Here is an 18647-nt window from a genome sequence, read left to right as displayed (position 1 = left end):
TGGTCAGCGCAGCAGCGAGCGGCCGGTCATCTCGTCCGGCTGTTTTAGCCCCATCAATGCCAGCAGCGTCGGCGCGACATCAGCGAGCCTGCCATCGGCCAACGCCTTCGCATCGCCACCGATCAGCATCACGGGCACCGGAAACGTCGTGTGGGCGGTATGCGGCTTGCCGGTCACCGGATCGACCATCAGCTCGCTGTTGCCGTGATCGGCCGTGACGAGCAGGGCACCCCCCATCTGCTCGATTGCCTTGGCAATCCGGCCCAGGCCCGCATCGACGGTTTCGACCGCCTTGATCGCCGCCGAAAGCACTCCGGTATGCCCAACCATGTCGGGATTGGCAAAGTTCAGCACGACAAGATCATATCGCCCCGAAGTGATCKCCGCGACGGCGCGGTCCGTCAGCTCCGGCGCCGACATTTCGGGCTGCAGATCGTAGGTCGCGACCTTGGGAGACGGCACCATCACCCGGTCCTCGCCGGGATAGAGGCGCTCTTCGCCACCATTGAAGAAATAGGTCACATGCGGATATTTCTCGGTCTCTGCCATGCGGACCTGCATCCGCCCTGCCTTGGCGACGGTCTCTCCGAGACCGTTCGAGAGCGTCTGCGGCGGAAACAGCGCCGGCATGATCTTGTCGAGTTCGGCGCTGTAGGAGGTCATGCTGACCGCCCTGGAAAGCTTCGGCACGCGAGCCCGAGTAAAGCCCGTGAAATCCGGGTCGAGTACCGCGGCCAGAATCTCGCGAATCCGGTCCGAGCGAAAATTGAAGCTGAGCAACCCGTCGCCGTCCCGCATGCCGGCATATCCAGCGATCACGGTTGGAACGATGAACTCGTCATTGACGCCCTCCGCATAGGCGCCGGCGACCGCCTCCCCGGCCGTCGCGAAGGCCTTGCCCTCGCCCAGCACCATGGCGCGCCAGGCCTGCTCGACGCGCTCCCAGCGATTGTCGCGATCCATCGCGAAATAACGGCCCGACAGGCTGCCGATCACAGCCTCCTTCGGCAGGGCCGCGGCGAAATCGCGTACATACTCTGCCGCCGATTGCGGTGGGGTGTCTCGTCCATCCGTGAAGACATGGATGCAGACCGGGATACCCTGCCCGGTCAGAATCCGGGCCAGCGCCACGGCGTGATCCTGATGGGCGTGCACCCCCCCGGGCGAGACGAGGCCTAGCAGGTGGCAGGTGCCCCCTGTATCCCTGAGTTTCGCGACAAGCCCGGTCGCGTCCAGCGCCTGCGCGATCGACTTGTCCTGGATCGCCTGGTTGATCCGCGGCAGGTCCTGCATGACGACGCGCCCGGCGCCGAGATTGAGATGGCCGACCTCGGAATTACCCATCTGGCCTTCCGGCAAGCCGACATCGAGCCCCGAAGTCTTCAGGAAAGCGCGCGGCGCACTGGCCCAATAGCGATCGAAATTCGGCGTGTTCGCCAGCTTCACCGCATTACTGGTTTCATCCTCGCGCCAGCCCCAGCCATCGAGGACCATCAGCATCACGGGGCGGTTCGACATGCGGCAACCTGTGGGCATCAAGGAAAAACTGCTTGTGCGGATATCACGCACCGCGCCGCCAACGCGAGTGCTAAGAAGAAGCACCGATCCCCGATCCCGCGGCAAGGGAACCGCCCATGGCGCTCAAAGCCCTCGTTTTCGACGCCTATGGCACCTTGTTCGACGTCCAATCCGTTGCCGGCGTCACTGACGAGGCGTTTCCCGGCCATGGCGAAACGATCACCCAGATCTGGCGGCTGAAGCAGCTCGAGTACACCTGGCTCAGGGCGCTGATGGGCCGCTATGAGGATTTCTGGACGGTCACGCGCGACTCGCTCGACTTCACGTTGGCGACACTCGGGCTGGTGGCGACGCCCGATCTGATCGCCAGAATTGCGGCAGCCTATGACGCGCTCGCGCTCTACCCGGAGGCAAGGCAGGCACTCGAGGAGCTTGCGGGCTTCCGCCTCGCCATTTTCTCGAATGGCAGCCCGGCCATGTTGAAGCGCCTCGTCGCCCAGGCCGGAATCGACAAGTTGCTGGAAACCGTGATCAGCGTCGACGAGATCGGCGTCTACAAGCCGGACCCCCGCGGCTATGAGCTGGTAGAGAAGCGACTGGGCCTTGCTCGCGAGGAGATCCTCTTCGTTTCCTCCAACGGTTTCGATATCGCCGGCGCCAAAGCCTACGGCTTCACCGTCGCGCGCATCGAGCGCATTCCCGCATCGGCCTTGCGCGCCGAGCTGGCGGCCCCCGGCGGGATCGGCCCCACGGCACTGTTCAAGGCTCTGCGCATGCAACCGGAACGGCTCGGGGCGGGCGCCGACCTTACTATCGCCAGGCTGACGGATCTTGCAGCTTACGCGACGAAACAGCGGTAAGACCCGCTCGATCACCCTGCGCCAGGAGACCCAATCGATGATCAAGTTCTACTATCATCCGTCGCCGAACCCCGCGAAGATCGCGCTCTTCCTTGAGGAAGCCGGGCTGCCCTACGAGATGGTGCCGGTCGATACCCGGCGTGGCGACCAGTTCAAGCCCGAGTTCCTGGCGATCAATCCCAATGCCAAGACGCCAGCCCTGACTGATGGCGACGTCACGATCTTCGATAGCAACGCGATCCTGCTTTATCTCGCGGAGAAGACCGGCAAGTTCCTCCCCGAGAGCACACCGGCGGCACGAGGCCAGATGCTCTCCTGGTTGATGTTCGTCGCCACCGGCATCGGCCCCTATTGTGGACAGGCCGTGCATTTCACCCGTTTTGCGCCTGAGAAGATCCCCTACGCAATCAACCGCTACTCGCGCGAGGCCGAACGACATTGGGGCATCATCAACGACCAGCTCGGCAAGCATCGTTACATGCTGGGAGACAGCTACACGCTGATCGACATGTCGGTCTGGGGCTGGTCGACGCGCGCGGCCTTCGCGCTCGGTGAAGAGGCCTTCGGCAAGCTGACCAACGTCAAGCGCCATCTCGATGAGATTTCCGCTCGCCCCGCCGCTCAGCGCGCGGTGGCATTGAAGGATCAGTTCGCCTTCAAGACGGAATTCGACGAGGAAGCGCGCAAGTTCCTGTTCCCGCAGAACGCCCATCTCGTCGCGTGAGCCAAAGCCCGAGCGGGCCGGCTCACGCCGGTTCGCTCAGGCCGCGATCACGAAATCGAACCGGCCGAGACGCCCACCTTCGGCAGCGCGGATATCCATCAGCAGCGCGCGATCGAAGATACCGTCGCGCGCATTGCCGGGCTCGCTCGGGAAATAGAGCTGGGTCGTCAGGACCGGCCCCTGTCCCGCCCGAACCTTCACATGAAAATGTCGTGTCCGGCCGGGATAGAGGCCGGGCATGCGGGTGATGAACTGGTACCGGCCCTGCGCGTCGGTGAACTGGTGGCCTCGGAAGAGAAAGCCCGCATTGTCATAGTCGCCGCTCGCATTGGCATGCCAGAGATCGACCAGGGCTCCGCCGACCGGGCGGCATTGCGGCGTCAGCACGAAACCGGACAGCACCAGCATCTCGCCTGGCCCATCTCCGCGCAGATCCCGCTTGAGCGGGGAGGACGCCGTGAAATACGGCCCCTCGGTCTGGCGCCTGGTAACCGCCGCCCTACCCTCACAGGCAGGCGTCATCGGAAGTTCCGCTCCTTGGGCCCGGGCAGGTTCGGGACGAGACAGCGCCGCGAGCCCGGCCGCAGCGAGCGCGGAAGCGACGAGATCACGGCGGTTGAACCCAATTTGCGGCATCGCGCACTCCCATCCCGGATCCCAGTTTGGTGCCCCTCCCCTTGGGGTGAAGACCGGAGCCGTGCCAAAATATGGACGCAGCGTTCCGGGAAAGCAGTGGCAGAATGGCCCGTTTCACGGCACTGTGACCGCCGATTCCGCGTGCTCCGGTCTGGGTCGCGACGCGGCGAAGGAAACCGTATGCCGACCGATATCGAAATTGCCCGCGCAACCGAACTCACGCCCATCGCCAGCATCGCCGAAAGGGTCGGGATTCCCGAAGAGGCCCTTCATCCCTACGGCAAGTACATCGCAAAGATCGATGGCGCCGCGATCCCGGATTTCGAGCAGCGTCCAAATGGAAAGCTGATCCTCGTCACGGCGATCAGCCCGACGCCCGCCGGCGAGGGCAAGACCACCACGACGGTTGGCCTCGGCGACGGCCTGTCTCGCCTCGGCAAGCGTACCATGATCGCGCTGCGCGAACCGTCGCTCGGTCCCTGCTTTGGCATGAAGGGCGGGGCCGCCGGCGGCGGCTATGCGCAGGTCGTGCCGATGGAACAGATCAATCTGCATTTCACCGGCGACTTCCACGCCATCACCAGCGCCCACAACCTGCTCGCTGCGCTGGTCGACAATCATATCTATTGGGGCAATGCGCTCGACTTCGATGCCCGCAATGTTGCGCTGCGCCGCGTCATGGACATGAATGATCGCGCCTTGCGGCAGATCGTGTCGTCGCTGGGCGGCAATGGCAACGGCTATCCACGCGAGGACGGCTTCGACATCACTGTCGCCTCGGAAGTCATGGCGATCTTCTGCCTCGCTCGCGACCATGCCGATCTCGAGGACCGGCTCGGCCGCATCGTGGTCGGCCGCAGCCGCGACAAGCGCGCGATCACTGCCGCCGAGCTGAAGGCGACCGGCGCGATGAGCGTCCTCCTCAAGGATGCGCTCATGCCGAACCTCGTGCAGAGCCTGGAAGGAACGCCCGCCTTCGTCCATGGCGGCCCCTTCGCCAATATCGCCCATGGCTGCAACTCGGTGATCGCCACGCGCGCCGCACTGAAGCTCGCCGATTATGTCGTGACCGAAGCCGGCTTCGGAGCCGATCTCGGCGCGGAAAAGTTCTTCGACATCAAATGCCGCAAGGCCGGCCTCAAGCCGGCCGCGGCTGTCGTGGTCGCGACCGTCCGCGCGCTGAAGATGCATGGCGGCGCAGCCAAGGATGCGCTCGGCCAGGAGAACCTGAAGGCGCTCGAAGCCGGGCTCTCCAATCTGACGCGCCATGTCGTCAACATCCGGAAATTCGGCGTTCCGCCGATCGTCGCGATCAACAATTTCGACAGCGACACCCATGCCGAGCATGAGCTGATCCGCCATTATTGCCGCAACCATCTTGGCGTCGAAGCCGTGATCTGCCGGCACTGGGCCGAAGGCGGCGCGGGCGCAGAGGAGCTGGCGCGCAAGGTCGCCGCACTGGCCGACGATGACGAGGCGGATTTCGCGCCGCTCTATCCAGATGCCATGCCGTTGCGCGACAAGCTGCAGACCATTGCCGAAGAGATCTATGGCGCGGCTGGCATCTCCCACGACGCCAAGGTGGGCGCGCGCTTCGCGGAACTCGAAGCTGCCGGGCATGGACACCTTCCCGTCTGCGTGGCCAAGACCCAATACTCCTTCTCGGCCGATCCCACGTTGCGCGGCGCTCCCTCGGGCCACATCGTTCCGGTCCGTGAACTTCGCCTCTCGGCCGGGGCCGGATTCGTCGTCGCGATCTGCGGGGACATCATGACCATGCCCGGTCTGCCCCGGGAGCCCGCCGCAGAACGCATCCATATCGATGCGGAAGGACAGATCGAAGGCCTCTTCTAAGCTTTTGCGGCTGGATTGGACACTGGCACGGGTGATTTCTAGCTTCACCCGTGCAAGCATCGTGACAGAAACAGGCCGAATCAAACGCGTCGAATCACGACATCCAGTTAGGTTCGGCGGACGCTGTCGGGGCACTGCTCGGGATGAGGGCGAATATCGCGCGGCCGGCCTTCACCTCGGAGTTGAGGGGCCGGGTTCTCGTCTTGACCCTGGCCGCCCTGCTTGCGGTCGCCATCCCCTCGACCGCAGCTCTTCTCTGGATCGTCAACGCGACGGTCGAGAAACTCGGGACGCTCTTCGCCGAGAAGCAGATCCTGTTCGATCGCTATCGCGGGCTGGAATCCCTGATGCGGGAGGTCTCGCTGGCCGAAACGGTGGCGCGCTCCCCAGCCATTCTTGCCTGGGCGGCAGATGAGAACGATCCCGAGAAATCCGAGCGCGGGCTCGCTGAACTTGAGCATTACCGGCTCTCGTTCAAGGATCGCAGCTATTTCGTCGTGCTCGACGGCTCCGGAAACTACTACTTCAACGACAAGCAGAACACTTACGAGACCGCCCGCAGGCGCTACACCCTCTCACGCGAGAACCCGCGCGACGGCTGGTACTACAAGACGGCGGCGCTCGGCTCCGGCTGCCACCTCAATGTCGACCACGACGACAATCTCAAAGTCACCAAGGTCTGGATCAACTGCATCATCAGCAAGGGTGACAAGCAGCTCGGCATCATCGGGACCGGCGTCGATCTCAGCCAGTTCATTCGCGAAGTCGTCGATATCCCGCAGGTCGGCGTGCAGAGCATCTTCGTCGACCGCAACGGCGCGGTGCAGGCGCATCGCGATCCGCGCCTTGTCGACTTTCATAGTCTGACAAAGGACCTCAAGGCCAAGAAGACGATCTTTGCCCTTGTCGACGAAGAAGCCGACCGTGCGGCGCTGACCGGCATGATGGCTGAGGTCGCGCGGGGTGAAGCCCCCGTCCGCTCACGCTTCATGACCGTCAGCGGCCGCGAAACGCTCGTCGGAGTGGGCTATCTCGACCGCCTGGGCTGGTTCAACATCAGCCTGATGGATGTCGACCAGATCATCGATCGAAGGCTGTTTCTTCCGATCGCATTGCTGCTGGCCACCATCCTGATGACTGCCGCCACACTGATGACCTTGCTGTTCAAACGCAGCGTTCTCGACAGGCTGGCGCGGATGGAAGCCTCCGTGATGCGCGTCCGCGCCGGCTCGTTCACACCTTCCGACACTGACGCCGGCCATGATGAGATCGGCCGCCTGTCGCGCGCCCTCGAGGAGATGGCACGCGCGGTTAGCGACAATACCGACCGACTCGAGGCAATGGTACGGGAGCGCACCGAGACGCTCGAGCATCTCGCCCATCACGACCCGCTTACCTCGGTGCTGAATCGACGTGGCTTTGAAGGGGCCTTTGCCCAGGAGCAGAACCGGGCCCTTCGCACCGGGCGCCCGACGGCGCTCGCCCTGGTCGATCTCGATGACTTCAAGACGATCAACGATACCTATGGCCACCAGGCCGGTGACCGGGTGATCATCGAGGTCGTACACCGCATGTCCGCCGTGCTGCGCAACTATGATATTTGCGCCCGCTGGGGCGGCGACGAGTTCATCCTGCTGATCGCCGACAGTTCGCTCGCCTCGCTTTCGGCGATTGCCGCCAAGATCGTCAGCGAGATCAGGGCAGCCCCGATCGAGCTTAATGGGGCGCAGGCGATCACCGCGACCGTGAGCATCGGCGCCTGCATCGTCGGCCCGCTGGAAACCCTGTCGAGCGCGGCCGCCCATGCCGATGCCGCGCTCTATGCCGCCAAGCATGGCGGCCGCGACACCTTCGTCGTCTACGACCCCGCGCTGCACGGCCAGACGGGCCATCCGACGCTGCGGCTCGGCTGATCAGGCGAAGGCGAGCTGCACCTTCATCGCCCGCGACTTGTCGCCAGCCAGCTCGAAGGCCTCGACGGCCCGCTCGACCGGGATCGACGCCGTCAGCAGCGGAGAGAGATCGACGCTGCCCGAGCCGATCATCGCCACGGCCCAGTCGAACTCCTCATGGAAGCGGAATGAGCCCCGCAGATCGAACTCCTTGGCGACCAGCACGTTCATCGGCAGGGTGAAATTGCCGCCGACGCCGATCTGCACAATGACCCCGCCGGGCCGCACCACGTCGAACGCACCCGTCAGCGCATGCTGGTTACCCGAGGCCTCGAACATCACGTCGAAGGTTCCCTTCTCCGCGCCGTACTCCGCCTTGAGCCGCTCCGGCTCCACCATGACGTTGATCGCGCCCGTCGCGCCCATCTTCAATGCCGTCGGCAGCGGACCGTCGACAACGTCGGTCGCGACGATCTCGGAGGCTCCCGCCGCCCTGGCAGCGACCACGGTGAGCACGCCGATCGGCCCGGAGCCGGTCACCAGGACCCGCTTGCCGAGGAGGGGGCCAGCGCGCTTGGCGGCATGGAGGCAAACCGAAAGCGGCTCGGCGAAGGCGGCCTGCGCCGCCGGCACATGCGCAGGCAGCTTCACCGCCTGCCGCTCCTCGACGACGAGCACATCGCGAAACCCGCCCTGGACATGGGGGAAGCGCATGGCGCTGCCATAGAACAGCATGTCGGTGCAGTGTTGCTGCTGGCCTGCCTGGCAGTAGCGGCAACGCCCGCAAGCCCGGCTCGGATTGACGGCGACACGGTCCCCCGACCTGACCCGCGAGACCTCGCCGCCGACCGCCTCGACCGTCCCGGCGATCTCGTGGCCGAGGATCATCGGCTCGCGCACGCGGATCGTACCGAAGCCACCATGCTGGTAGTAGTGCAGGTCCGAGCCGCAGATCCCGCCCGCCTCGATCCGCACACGCACATCCAGCGGTCCGAGTTCCGGCACGGGCCTTTCCTCGACCCGCAGGTCCTTCGCGGCGTGGATGACGACTGCGCGCATGGCGGTTCTCCCAGGGAAGGCCTTGCCGGATTCGGCCGATCTGCAATTGTCTAATCGATTGAAAGATGCTTACCCAAGCTATGCGGGCCCGCGCAAATCGAATTTCTTCGGCCATACCTGCGCCATCGAGGATCCGCCATGTCGCTTTCGCTGTTCAGCCTTGAAGGCAAGATCGCACTCATCACCGGTTCGGGCCAGGGCATCGGCCTCGCCATGGCCGAAGGTCTGAGCGAAGCTGGGGCACATGTCGTGCTCAACGGCCGCGACAAGGGCAAGCTCGAGACCGCACGCGCCGCGATCGCCAATTCCGGCCGCAAGGTCTCGATCTCTGCCTTCGACGTCACCGAGCAGCAGGCCGTCGAGGCGGCCATTGCCACGATCGAGGCCGAGGTCGGGCCGATCGACATCCTGATCAACAATGCCGGCACGCAGAAGCGGGCGCCCTTCACCGAGTTCCCCGCCGAGGACTGGCATTACCTGATCAATACCAATCTCCATTCGGTCTTCTATGTCACGCAGGCCGTGACGAAGCGGATGGTGCCGCGCGGCCGGGGCAAGATCGTCAATATCGGCTCGGTGATGAGTGAGCTCGGCCGGCCCACCATCGTGCCCTACACCGCCACCAAAGGCGCCGTGAAGATGATGACACGCGGTCTCGCCGCCGAGCTCGGCAAACATAACATCCAGACCAACGCGATCGGCCCCGGCTACATCGTCACCGAGCTCAACAAGGCGCTGATCGCCGACGAAACTTTCTCAGGCTGGGTCAAGAGCCGGACGCCCGCCGGGCGCTGGGGCGAGACTAAGGAACTGGTCGGCGCCGCGATCTTCCTCTCATCGGCAGCATCCGACTATGTCAACGGCCATCTGCTGATGGTCGATGGCGGCCTGACATCGGTGGTCTGACCTCCGGTTCAGCCCGCAGCATTAGCCTCGCTCTGCCGCATCCGGCTCGGCGGCAGACTATGGAAGCGCCCCCAGGCCCGCCGCAATTGCCGAGGTGAAGCAAAGCCGGCGCGTTCAGCGACCGCCTCGATGTCGAGGCGGGAACCGGTCAGCAACTCTCGCGCAACGGCAACCCGCATCCGATTGACATATTCGGTGACGCTCATGCCCGCATGTTCGTTGAACAGGCGCGAGAGATTGCGCGGGCTCGTTGCGGCGGCATCGGCAAGCGTACTCACCGACCAGTCGCGCACCGGGTCGGCCGCCACCGCATCCTGTGCCCGGTGCACGGAAGGGTGGATGTGGTTGCGGCCTTCGAGCCAGGGCGAAAGCTGCGGATCGGCGCCGGCACGCCTGAGATAGACGACGAGATAGCGTGCAACTGCAAGCGCGCAGGCATGCCCCGCCATCCCCGCCACGACATGCAGCATCAGATCGATACCGGCTGTAATCCCGGCACTGGTCAGGCGCTCGCCATCCTCGACATAGAGCCGGTTCTCAAGGATTCGGGCCGCCGGCGCAGCCTCGGCGAGTTCGCTGAGGCAGTCATAATGCGTGGTGCAATCATACCCGTCGAGAAGCCCGGCGCGGCCCGCGAGCAGGGCTCCGGAGCAGATCGAGATGAAGCGGATGCCCGGACGAACCGCCCGCCGCAGCCACTCGACGATCTGCCCCTCCTGGACCGCATCCTCCTCCCGGCTCGAGCCCTGATGGCCAAGAGGCGCATCGGCACTGCCGGGCAGGACAAGCAGCGAGCCGTCTGGCAGGGAGGCTGGTAAGGGACCGATGGCTGTCATGCCAAGGCCGATCGAACTCCAGACATCAGGCAGCGGCCCGGCATAGGTCACGGTGAAGCGCAAGGCGTCCTGTTCCAGATTGGCCCGGCGCAGCACCTCGATCGGTCCGGCGACATCGAGCAGCAGCACGCGCGGTGGTACGAGCACATAGACCGGCACCTCGACGGGCTGCTGCTCGCGCGTCATGCTGCCAGCTTCTTGCTGCGCTGAGTGAGAGCGTCCTCGACGGTGGCGATGCGCGCAAAGCGATCGGCCAGAACAAGCTCCGTCCGCGCCCGTATTTCGGCTGCGCTCCACTGACGGCCGGCGGCATCGGTCATCGGGAAGGTCAGGGTCGCCTCGCCGACATAATCGACCTCATAGCCGAGGTCCGACGCGTGGCGCGTCGTGGTCTCGCAGCACTGCTCGGTGCGGATGCCGGAGACGATCACGCGGCGAATGCCATTCTCGGTCAGCCAGACATCAAGCCCACTGCCAACGAGCGCGCTGTGCCGCCCCTTGCGAAAGACGGCATCTGGTTCGAGCGTGAGCGGCGCGAGGGTCTTCACGTAGCCGGAACTCTCGGCGAAGGGACCGGTCGGGTCGACGTGGAAAATCTGGACGACAGGGATGCCAGCTTCCTTGGCTCCGTCGACGAGCGCCTGAAGCCGCGTGATGAAGGGCGACACATAGGTCTCTTCAAAATAGGCACGCTGCCGGAAGGATTCCTGGACATCGATCACGAGCAAGGCGGTATCAGAGGACATTTTGCATCTCCCACTTGAGGTATGGGCTTATGCTAAAGCTCTGAGTAATTGGCGAAATACCAGATCGAGACGAATGGCGGACAAATCACGCCATGACGATAGACGATGCCTCGCTCTCCCGGCAAGCCGGAGCTAGTCACCGTTTTTCTCCCTCGCCTTCCTCGCCAGCCTCTCGAACTCCGCGCGCATCGCCTCGAGCTTCTCCTCGTCGAGTTCCTCAAGGTCGAGCAGCTCCTCCCGAGCCCCCTCAAGCCGAAGAATAAGCTCGTCGAGCTTGATCTGCATCGCTGCGGTGTCGCGGTTCTGGCTGTTCTGGATGATGAAGACCATCAGGAAGGTGACAATCGTGGTCGAGGTGTTGATCACGAGTTGCCAGGTGTCATTGAAGCCGAAGAAGGGCCCCGACGCTGCCCAGACGATGATGATCGCTAGCGCCAGGAAGAAGGTCTGGGGCTTGCCGGCCAAATGGGCCGTGCTCTGGGAAAGGCGCGTGAAGAAGGAGCGTTCCGCGATCGCAGAGCGGCTCGATGGCATGATTGCTTCCCCCGCATGCGGAACGGTTACGTTCATCAACACGGGGCGGGCCAGTCCGTTCCCGGCGCCTGGGAACGGCTGCGATCCACGTCAGGGGGTCAGGCGCTGGGCGTGCCAGGAGATGTGCTGCGCCATGAAAGTGGAGACGAAATTGTAGGAATGGTCGTAGCCATCCCGCATGTGGAGCTCGAGCGGAATACCTGCGCTGACGCAGGCCACTTCGAGCAGCCACGGCCGCAACCCCTCCTGCAGGAAGCCGTCGGCCGTGCCCTGGTCAACCAGGAGGTCCTTGACCCGGTGGCCGTCCGCGATCAGCGCAGTACTATCGTAACGCCGCCAGCCCGCCTCATCGGAGCCGAGATATTTTTCAAAGGCCGGCCGCGACCAACCCGCCGTCGAAGGCTGCGTGATCGGTGCGAAGGCCGAGACCGAATGAAAGCGATCGGGATTTTTCAGCGCGAGGGTGATCGCGCCGTGCCCCCCCATGGAATGGCCAAAGATGCCCTGCCTGCTCATGTCGACGGGAAAGTTGTGAGCGACGATCTCGCTCAGCTCTGTGAGGAGATAGCTCTCCATCCGGTAGTTTCGGGCATAGGGCTCCTGGGTCGCATCGAGATAGAAGCCCGCACCGGAGCCGAACTGCCAGTTGTCGGGCTCGTCCGGCACGCCGTCGCCGCGTGGCGACGTGTCCGGGCATATGATCGCGATGCCGTTCGCGGCCGCGGCAGCGCGGTACTCGCCCTTGTCCATGACGTTCTGGTGCGAACAGGTCAGCCCCGACAGATACCAGAGCACCGGAACCGGGCCATCTTCGATCTGTGGCGGCAGGAAGATCGCGAAGGTCATCGGACAGGCGCAGACCGCGCTCTCGTGTCGGAAAACGCGCTGCGAGCCGCCGAAAGCCTTGGAGTTCGAGAGGAGTTCCATGATGTCCCTTTCGGTCGTTCGCGACGCGCAGTCCAAGCCTGATCCACATCATCATCCCTGCCGCGGTGAAGCGGAGATCAGGGATGATGACGGGTTTCCATGGAGGGTCGATGCGGCGGAAGAGCGGCCGGCTCAGTACACGACGACCGAGCGAATCGACTTGCCCTCATGCATCAGGTCGAATCCGTGATTGATCTCGTCGAGGCTGAGCTTGTGGGTGATCAGATCATCGATGTTGATCTTGCCCTCCATGTACCAGTCGACGATCTTCGGCACATCGGTGCGCCCACGGGCGCCACCGAAGGCTGTGCCTTTCCAGACCCGCCCGGTGACGAGCTGGAACGGCCGGGTCGCGATTTCCTTGCCGGCTTCGGCAACCCCGATGACGATCGATTCACCCCAGCCGCGATGGCAGCATTCCAGCGCCTGGCGCATCACGTTGGTATTGCCGGTCGCGTCGAAGGAAAAGTCGGCGCCGCCGCCGGTCAGATCGACGATCGCCTGCACCACCTTGTCGTTGCCGATCTCGGCCGGATTGATGAAGTCGGTCATGCCGAATTTCTCGGCCATGGCGCGCTTGCCGGGATTGATGTCGACACCGATGATCTTGTCGGCACCGACCATGCGGGCACCCTGGATGACGTTGAGGCCGATGCCGCCGAGCCCGAAGACCACGACATTGGCGCCGGGCCAGACCTTGGCGGTGTAGATCACCGCGCCGATCCCCGTCGTCACGCCGCAGCCGATATAGCAGATCTTGTCGAAGGGCGCGTCCTCACGAACCTTCGCCAGCGCGATCTCGGGCAGCACCGTGAAATTCGCGAAGGTCGAGCAGCCCATATAGTGGAAGACCTCGCCGCCATCGCAGGAGAAGCGCGATGTGCCGTCCGGCATCACGCCCTGGCCTTGTGTCGAGCGGATCGCGGTGCAGAGATTGGTGCGGCGCGACAGGCAGCTTTTGCAGCTGCGGCATTCCGGCGTGTAGAGCGGAATGACGTGGTCGCCTGGCTTCAGCGTCGTGACCCCGGCGCCGACCTCGCGCACGATGCCGGCGCCCTCATGGCCGAGGATCGCCGGGAACTTGCCCTCTGAATCGAGCCCGGAAAGCGTGTAGGCGTCGGTGTGGCAGATGCCGGTCGCCATCACCTCGACCAGGACCTCGCCCGCCTTCGGGCCGCCGATCTCGATGGTTTCGATGGTCAGCGGTTTTCCGGCCTCCCAGGCAACGGCGGCGCGTGTCTTCATGATCATATCCTTGCAGAGGGCCAGCGCGAACGGCGATGGCGCGTGGGCTGGAAGCCTGGTCAGTGGAGGCGTGTCCCGACTGCGAACGCCTCGGCCAAGCACAAATAGGGCGAAGGGATGGAGGCTTTGTCAACGCGGCCCGACTTGGAGCCTCACAGTCTTGCGGAGTTGCGAAATGCAAACGGCGCGGATCGATGATCCGCGCCGTTCCTTACGAAACTGGAAAGCCAGCTGGTCAGTACTTGCGCACGACGGGCGCCTGGTAGGCGACCGGAGCCGGAGCCGCGCAGCAATCGGGATCGCCGAAATTCCAGCGCATGCCGATGCGGATGTCGTGGCTCTGGATGTCCTTGGCCTTCAGCGGCCCATAGGATTCCGTCAGGAATGCATTTTGAATGCGCCCAGACTGGGCATCGCCCAGATTGAGGTAGCGATACCCAACTTCAAGGGTCAGGTTCTTGTTCACCTCATAGCCGAGCCCCGCCATGAGCGCCCAGGCGACGCCGGAACGGGTGCCGTTGCTCGCGGTGCCCAGCGTCGGGGAAACCGGACCGAAAGGCTCATTGGCAAACACGATGCCCTGTTCGGTCAACCCGGAGATGCGGTTCTGCGCATAACCGATACCGGCGCCGATATAGGGCGTCAGGCAGTTCCAGGTGCCGAGATCGACATAGGCGTTGAACAGGGCCACCATCGAGGAGAGGTTGCCCTTGTAGGTATTTGTCTGGGTGCCATTGGCGAAGGAGTTGAAGAGCTTATCATTGACCCCAATCGTCCCTCCGCCGCGATACTCCCATGTACCATCGATGCGGAACCAATTGTTGAAGCGGTAGCCCACGCCGACGCCACCGAAAAAGGCCGTTTGATCGGTTTTATTGAAAAGCACGCCGCCGACAGCCGCAAGGTCGTCCTGCTGGTACTTGCMGACGGTCTGCAAACCGACACCTACATCACCGCGCAAATACCAACCGGACCCAATCGTCCCGCGCAGGGCAACAGGCTCAGGCGGTGGAGGCAGCAGAGGGGCGAGGTCGGCAGCAGAGGCCACTGCGGAGCCTCCGAAGGCCATGGCGCCCGCCAGCGCGAGAATTTTCAGGCTGCCCATGGCAGAGTCCCTCGAGTTTGCGCGACGCGATACTCAGCTCGCGCGTGTTACCGACGGGAAGGACCCTGGCACGAATTCCTTAAACGACGCTTAACCTTACCGCTTAACCACGAAATCTCGTGCAAACGAGCAAACTCTGTGCATTCTCAAGGTGGAATGCACAGGGACCTGCCCTAGCTTCAGGATGATCCTTGACCGAAAACGCAGCCCGCCGGCTACGTCAGGCTGCGGCCTTGGTCACCGCATCGACGATGTCATCGACAGCGCGCATCACCAGGTCGCGGTCATCGCCTTCGGCCATCACCCTGATCACCGGCTCAGTGCCTGACGGACGAATGACGAGACGCCCGCTATCCCCGAGCATTTGCCTGGCGGCCTCGATCGCGTTGACGACCGGCTTCTCCGTCAGGGGCTGGCCCTGCTTGTAGCGCACGTTCTTGAGGATCTGCGGCAGCGGCTCGAAGCAGTGGCAGACTTCCGAGACCGGCTTGTCCATCCGCTTCACCACCGCGAGCAGCTGCAGCGCCGCCACGAGCCCGTCTCCGGTCGTCGCATAGTCGGAGAGGATGATATGGCCGGATTGCTCGCCGCCAAGGTTGAAGCCGTTCGCCCGCATATGCTCGAGCACATAACGGTCGCCCACAGCGGTGCGCTCAAGACTCAGGCCGAGTCCTGCGAGATAACGCTCCAGCCCGAGATTCGACATCACGGTCGCGACGATGCCAGGCGCCGAGAGACGACCGTCCTCCTGCCAGCTGCGCGCAATTACGGCCATCAGCTGGTCGCCATCGACGGCATGTCCCTGCTCGTCGATGATCAGCACGCGATCAGCGTCGCCATCAAGGGCGATGCCGATATCGGCGCGCAGCTCGCGCACCTTCTGAGCCAAGGCATCCGGCTTGGTCGAACCGACATCCTTGTTGATGTTAAAGCCGTCCGGCTCGACCCCGATGGCGATGACCTCGGCCCCGAGCTCCCAGAGCGCCTCGGGCGCAACCTTGTAGGCGGCGCCGTTGGCGCAATCGACGACGATGCGCAGCCCGTCGAGATTCATGTTGCGCGGCAAGGTGCGTTTGGCGAATTCGATATAGCGCGCATGGGCGCTGTCGATGCGCTTGGCACGGCCAAGCATCGCAGCCTCCGAAAGCTGCGCTCCGAGATCGGAATCGATCAGGGCGGCGATCTCGCTCTCGACCTCGTCATTGAGCTTGTAGCCGTCGGGACCGAACAGCTTGATGCCGTTATCCTCATAGGGATTGTGCGACGCCGAGATCATCACGCCGAGATCCGCGCGCATCGAGCGCGTCAGCATCGCGACCGCCGGCGTCGGCATCGGACCGAGCTGCAGCACATCCATGCCGACCGAGGTGAAGCCGGCGATCAGCGCCGTCTCGATCATGTAGCCCGAGAGCCGCGTATCCTTGCCGATCACCACGCGGTGGCGGTACTCGCCGCGCCGAAACGCGATACCGGTTGCCTGGCCGACCCTGAGCGCCAGATCGGGCGTGATCACGCCATTGGCGCGGCCGCGGATGCCGTCGGTTCCAAAATATTTGCGCGTCATATCCAGTCGATCCAGATGGCGGCCATGATGGGAGCTTCGCGGACAACCGGGGCGCGGTTGCAACCAGCCCGCTCCCGGCCCTGTTGAGTTCTTCTATAGCGGGACATGCGTTCCGCCTTGTCACGTTTTATGACGAATTTTATCATGGGCAACGCCGCCGGAACGAAGACGGGAACGACCGCGCGGGTCTCGTCCCCAACTCGGTCACACGCAACAGCCCCACCTAACCATTGATCGAAGGCAAAGAAAAAGGCGGCCAATATGGCCGCCTTCATGTGTCAGGTCCGACCGAGGCCGTTCAGACCAGCGGCTGCGGCTCCAGACCAGCGTCAGGCTCGTCGCGCTTACGGCCGCGGCCGGCACTCGGCACCGCCGAGCCGCGCGGCGCCGACGGCGTATCGTCAGCATCGCGGGTCGGGCGCTTGCCGGCGATCAGATCGCGGATCTCGTCGCCGGTCAGCGTCTCGAACTCGAGCAGCGCCTCGGCCACGTGGACGAATTCCTCATGGTGTTCGTTGAGGATCTTCTTGGCGTCCAGATAGCCCTGGTGGACGAGCTTGCGCACTTCGCTATCGATCTTCTGCGCGGTCGCTTCCGACACGCTCTGGGTCCGGCCCATCGACATGCCCAAGAAAACCTCTTCCTGGTTGTCGCCATAGGCGACCAGGCCGAGTTCATCGGAATAGCCCATCTGCGTTACCATGGCCTTGGCCATCTTGGTCGCCTGCTGGATGTCGCCGGTGGCGCCCGAGGTGATGTTCTCCTTGCCGAAGGTGATCTCCTCCGCAACGCGACCGCCCATGGCCACCGCGAGCTGCGAGGTGAACTCCTTGAACTTCATCGAATAGCGATCACCCTCCGGCAGGAACTTCACCATGCCGAGCGCGCGACCGCGCGGGATGATCGTCGCCTTGTGGACCGGGATGCCGGCGGGGACATACAAGCCCACGATGGCGTGGCCGGCCTCATGATAGGCGGTCAGCTTCTTCTCTTCCTCGGACATCGCCATGGATTTGCGCTCGGCGCCCATCATGACCTTGTCCTTGGCATCCTCGAACTCGGCATGGGTGACCATGCGCTTGCCGCGGCGAGCCGCCAGCAGCGCCGCCTCGTTGACGAGGTTCATCAGATCGGCGCCCGAGAAGCCAGGTGTTCCGCGCGCCAGGATCTTGAGATCGACATCGGGAGCCATCGGCACCTTGCGGACGTGCACGCGCAGGATCTTCTCGCGGCCGGCGACGTCGGGATTCGGCACGACGATCTGGCGATCGAAGCGACCGGGGCGCAACAGCGCCGGATCGAGCACGTCCGGGCGGTTCGTGGCGGCGATGATGATCACACCCTCATTCGCCTCGAAGCCGTCCATCTCGACGAGCAGCTGGTTCAGGGTCTGCTCGCGCTCGTCATTGCCGCCGCCGAGACCGGCGCCGCGGTGACGACCGACCGCATCGATTTCGTCGATGAAGATGATGCAGGGCGCGTTCTTCTTGGCCTGCTCGAACATGTCGCGCACGCGGCTCGCGCCGACGCCGACGAACATCTCGACGAAATCAGAACCCGAGATCGTGAAGAACGGCACATTGGCTTCGCCGGCGACGGCACGCGCCGTCAGCGTCTTGCCGGTGCCGGGAGGACCGACGAGCAGCACGCCGCGCGGGATGCGCCCACCGAGCCGCTGGAACTTCTGGGGATCGCGCAGGAATTCGACGATCTCCTGCAGATCCTCCTTAGCCTCGTCGATGCCCGCGACATCCTCGAAGGTGACGCGACCATGCGCCTCGGTCAGCAGCTTGGCCTTGGACTTGCCGAAGCCCATGGCGCGACCAGCACCATTCTGCATCTGCCGGGACATGAAGATCCACAGGCCGATGAAGATGACGAAGGGCAATGAATTGACGAGCAGCGCCATGAACCAGGGCGTGCCCTCCGACGGAGCACGCGCCGAGACCTGGACCCCCTTCTGCGCCAGCGTCTTCAGCAGAGCCGGGTCGCCATAGGGAGCGTAGGTGACGAAGCTGCGGCCGTCCGAAAACGTGCCCGAAATCTCCTGGCCTGCGACCACGACATTGGAAATCCGCCCGGCTTCGCTCTCGTTGATGAGCTGGCTATAGGGGATTTCATTGGTGCTGGTGCGTTGGCTCGGGCTCTGGAACAGCGTCACGAGCGCCAGAACCAGCAGGAAAATCACCACCCAGAGGGCAAAATTACGGAAGTTCGGATTCATTCTCTGTCCGATCGGGC

Annotated in this window: 17 protein-coding genes; 5 read left to right on the top strand and 12 right to left on the bottom strand. The window is 63.9% G+C overall.

Going from position 1 to position 18647, the window contains the following annotated elements:
* Positions 1–3: 3 nt before the first annotated feature.
* Positions 4–1518: a 2,3-bisphosphoglycerate-independent phosphoglycerate mutase gene (gene gpmI / locus AC1DGP_RS10775; protein ID WP_476832087.1), complete on the bottom strand. Its 1515-nt coding sequence runs from the start codon at positions 1516–1518 to the stop codon at positions 4–6.
* Between the two features lie 116 nt (positions 1519–1634).
* Here gpmI and AC1DGP_RS10770 point away from each other — a divergent pair, with 116 nt between their 5' ends.
* Positions 1635–2378, top strand: coding sequence for a haloacid dehalogenase type II (locus AC1DGP_RS10770; protein WP_476776069.1), 744 nt, complete (start codon positions 1635–1637; stop codon positions 2376–2378).
* A 37-nt stretch (positions 2379–2415) separates the two neighbouring features.
* Complete coding sequence (locus tag AC1DGP_RS10765; RefSeq protein WP_441488240.1) at positions 2416–3102, top strand: glutathione S-transferase family protein; 687 nt, start codon at positions 2416–2418, stop codon at positions 3100–3102.
* A gap of 36 nt (positions 3103–3138) precedes the next feature.
* Here AC1DGP_RS10765 and AC1DGP_RS10760 read toward each other — a convergent pair whose 3' ends face one another.
* Complete coding sequence (locus AC1DGP_RS10760) at positions 3139–3738, bottom strand: dioxygenase family protein (RefSeq protein ID WP_476776070.1); 600 nt, start codon at positions 3736–3738, stop codon at positions 3139–3141.
* 180 nt (positions 3739–3918) lie between these two features.
* Between AC1DGP_RS10760 and AC1DGP_RS10755 the strand changes: the two genes are divergently transcribed.
* Both AC1DGP_RS10755 and AC1DGP_RS10750 read left to right on the top strand, forming a co-directional pair.
* Complete coding sequence (locus tag AC1DGP_RS10755) at positions 3919–5592, top strand: formate--tetrahydrofolate ligase (protein WP_441507015.1); 1674 nt, start codon at positions 3919–3921, stop codon at positions 5590–5592.
* A gap of 143 nt (positions 5593–5735) precedes the next feature.
* Entirely contained in the window at positions 5736–7505 is a 1770-nt protein-coding gene (locus AC1DGP_RS10750) for a sensor domain-containing diguanylate cyclase (RefSeq protein WP_476832086.1), read from the top strand.
* Here AC1DGP_RS10750 and AC1DGP_RS10745 read toward each other — a convergent pair whose 3' ends face one another.
* The gene (locus tag AC1DGP_RS10745) at positions 7506–8543 is read right to left on the bottom strand and encodes an L-idonate 5-dehydrogenase (RefSeq protein ID WP_441507013.1); all 1038 of its coding nucleotides are present in this window, start codon (positions 8541–8543) and stop codon (positions 7506–7508) included.
* A 138-nt stretch (positions 8544–8681) separates the two neighbouring features.
* Here AC1DGP_RS10745 and AC1DGP_RS10740 point away from each other — a divergent pair, with 138 nt between their 5' ends.
* Entirely contained in the window at positions 8682–9449 is a 768-nt protein-coding gene (locus tag AC1DGP_RS10740) for an SDR family oxidoreductase (RefSeq protein WP_476776073.1), read from the top strand.
* 8 nt (positions 9450–9457) lie between these two features.
* On the opposite strand, the gene AC1DGP_RS10735 is transcribed toward AC1DGP_RS10740, so the two are convergent.
* The 9 genes from AC1DGP_RS10735 to ftsH form a co-directional block, all read right to left on the bottom strand.
* A complete protein-coding gene (locus AC1DGP_RS10735) occupies positions 9458–10471 on the bottom strand; it encodes a GlxA family transcriptional regulator (RefSeq protein ID WP_476776074.1) in 1014 nt (337 codons plus the stop codon).
* Positions 10468–11031 (bottom strand): isochorismatase family protein, encoded by a 564-nt coding sequence (locus AC1DGP_RS10730; protein ID WP_441488233.1) that lies wholly within the window; start codon positions 11029–11031, stop codon positions 10468–10470. Before AC1DGP_RS10730 ends, AC1DGP_RS10735 begins: the two co-directional genes overlap by 4 nt.
* Before the next feature lie 132 nt (positions 11032–11163).
* A complete protein-coding gene (locus AC1DGP_RS10725) occupies positions 11164–11565 on the bottom strand; it encodes a low affinity iron permease family protein (protein WP_441488232.1) in 402 nt (133 codons plus the stop codon).
* 90 nt (positions 11566–11655) lie between these two features.
* Positions 11656–12492 carry an S-formylglutathione hydrolase gene (fghA, locus tag AC1DGP_RS10720; protein ID WP_441488231.1) on the bottom strand — a complete coding sequence of 279 codons (837 nt, stop codon included), beginning with the start codon at positions 12490–12492 and terminating at the stop codon, positions 11656–11658.
* A 132-nt stretch (positions 12493–12624) separates the two neighbouring features.
* Entirely contained in the window at positions 12625–13737 is a 1113-nt protein-coding gene (locus AC1DGP_RS10715; protein WP_441507009.1) for an S-(hydroxymethyl)glutathione dehydrogenase/class III alcohol dehydrogenase, read from the bottom strand.
* A 235-nt stretch (positions 13738–13972) separates the two neighbouring features.
* On the bottom strand, positions 13973–14842 hold the full coding sequence (locus AC1DGP_RS10710; RefSeq protein ID WP_476832085.1) for an outer membrane protein: 870 nt from the start codon (positions 14840–14842) through the stop codon (positions 13973–13975).
* A gap of 220 nt (positions 14843–15062) precedes the next feature.
* Positions 15063–16406 carry a phosphoglucosamine mutase gene (gene glmM, locus AC1DGP_RS10705; protein ID WP_113513340.1) on the bottom strand — a complete coding sequence of 448 codons (1344 nt, stop codon included), beginning with the start codon at positions 16404–16406 and terminating at the stop codon, positions 15063–15065.
* A complete protein-coding gene (locus AC1DGP_RS10700; RefSeq protein WP_476832084.1) occupies positions 16403–16681 on the bottom strand; it encodes a hypothetical protein in 279 nt (92 codons plus the stop codon). Before AC1DGP_RS10700 ends, glmM begins: the two co-directional genes overlap by 4 nt.
* Positions 16682–16704: 23 nt before the next feature.
* A complete protein-coding gene (gene ftsH / locus AC1DGP_RS10695; protein WP_113513338.1) occupies positions 16705–18630 on the bottom strand; it encodes an ATP-dependent zinc metalloprotease FtsH in 1926 nt (641 codons plus the stop codon).
* Between the last annotated feature and the right edge of the window lie 17 nt (positions 18631–18647).

This window comes from Allobosea sp. 05T433 (genome assembly GCF_056396065.1).
This window is presented reverse-complemented; position numbering and strand designations above follow the sequence as displayed.

Excerpts from the sequence above, each read along its gene's own strand:
- AC1DGP_RS10740 (WP_476776073.1), top strand. The coding sequence starts at position 8,682 with ATGTCGCTTTCGCTGTTCAGCCTTGAAGGCAAGATCGCACTCATCACC.
- AC1DGP_RS10735 (WP_476776074.1), bottom strand. The coding sequence starts at position 10,471 with ATGACGCGCGAGCAGCAGCCCGTCGAGGTGCCGGTCTATGTGCTCGTA.
- AC1DGP_RS10700 (WP_476832084.1), bottom strand. The coding sequence starts at position 16,681 with ATGAAGGCGGCCATATTGGCCGCCTTTTTCTTTGCCTTCGATCAATGG.
- AC1DGP_RS10770 (WP_476776069.1), top strand. The coding sequence starts at position 1,635 with ATGGCGCTCAAAGCCCTCGTTTTCGACGCCTATGGCACCTTGTTCGAC.
- fghA (WP_441488231.1), bottom strand. The coding sequence starts at position 12,492 with ATGGAACTCCTCTCGAACTCCAAGGCTTTCGGCGGCTCGCAGCGCGTT.
- AC1DGP_RS10730 (WP_441488233.1), bottom strand. The coding sequence starts at position 11,031 with ATGTCCTCTGATACCGCCTTGCTCGTGATCGATGTCCAGGAATCCTTC.
- AC1DGP_RS10765 (WP_441488240.1), top strand. The coding sequence starts at position 2,416 with ATGATCAAGTTCTACTATCATCCGTCGCCGAACCCCGCGAAGATCGCG.
- AC1DGP_RS10760 (WP_476776070.1), bottom strand. The coding sequence starts at position 3,738 with ATGCCGCAAATTGGGTTCAACCGCCGTGATCTCGTCGCTTCCGCGCTC.
- glmM (WP_113513340.1), bottom strand. The coding sequence starts at position 16,406 with ATGACGCGCAAATATTTTGGAACCGACGGCATCCGCGGCCGCGCCAAT.
- AC1DGP_RS10725 (WP_441488232.1), bottom strand. The coding sequence starts at position 11,565 with ATGCCATCGAGCCGCTCTGCGATCGCGGAACGCTCCTTCTTCACGCGC.
- AC1DGP_RS10755 (WP_441507015.1), top strand. The coding sequence starts at position 3,919 with ATGCCGACCGATATCGAAATTGCCCGCGCAACCGAACTCACGCCCATC.
- ftsH (WP_113513338.1), bottom strand. The coding sequence starts at position 18,630 with ATGAATCCGAACTTCCGTAATTTTGCCCTCTGGGTGGTGATTTTCCTG.
- AC1DGP_RS10715 (WP_441507009.1), bottom strand. The coding sequence starts at position 13,737 with ATGAAGACACGCGCCGCCGTTGCCTGGGAGGCCGGAAAACCGCTGACC.
- AC1DGP_RS10745 (WP_441507013.1), bottom strand. The coding sequence starts at position 8,543 with ATGCGCGCAGTCGTCATCCACGCCGCGAAGGACCTGCGGGTCGAGGAA.
- AC1DGP_RS10750 (WP_476832086.1), top strand. The coding sequence starts at position 5,736 with ATGAGGGCGAATATCGCGCGGCCGGCCTTCACCTCGGAGTTGAGGGGC.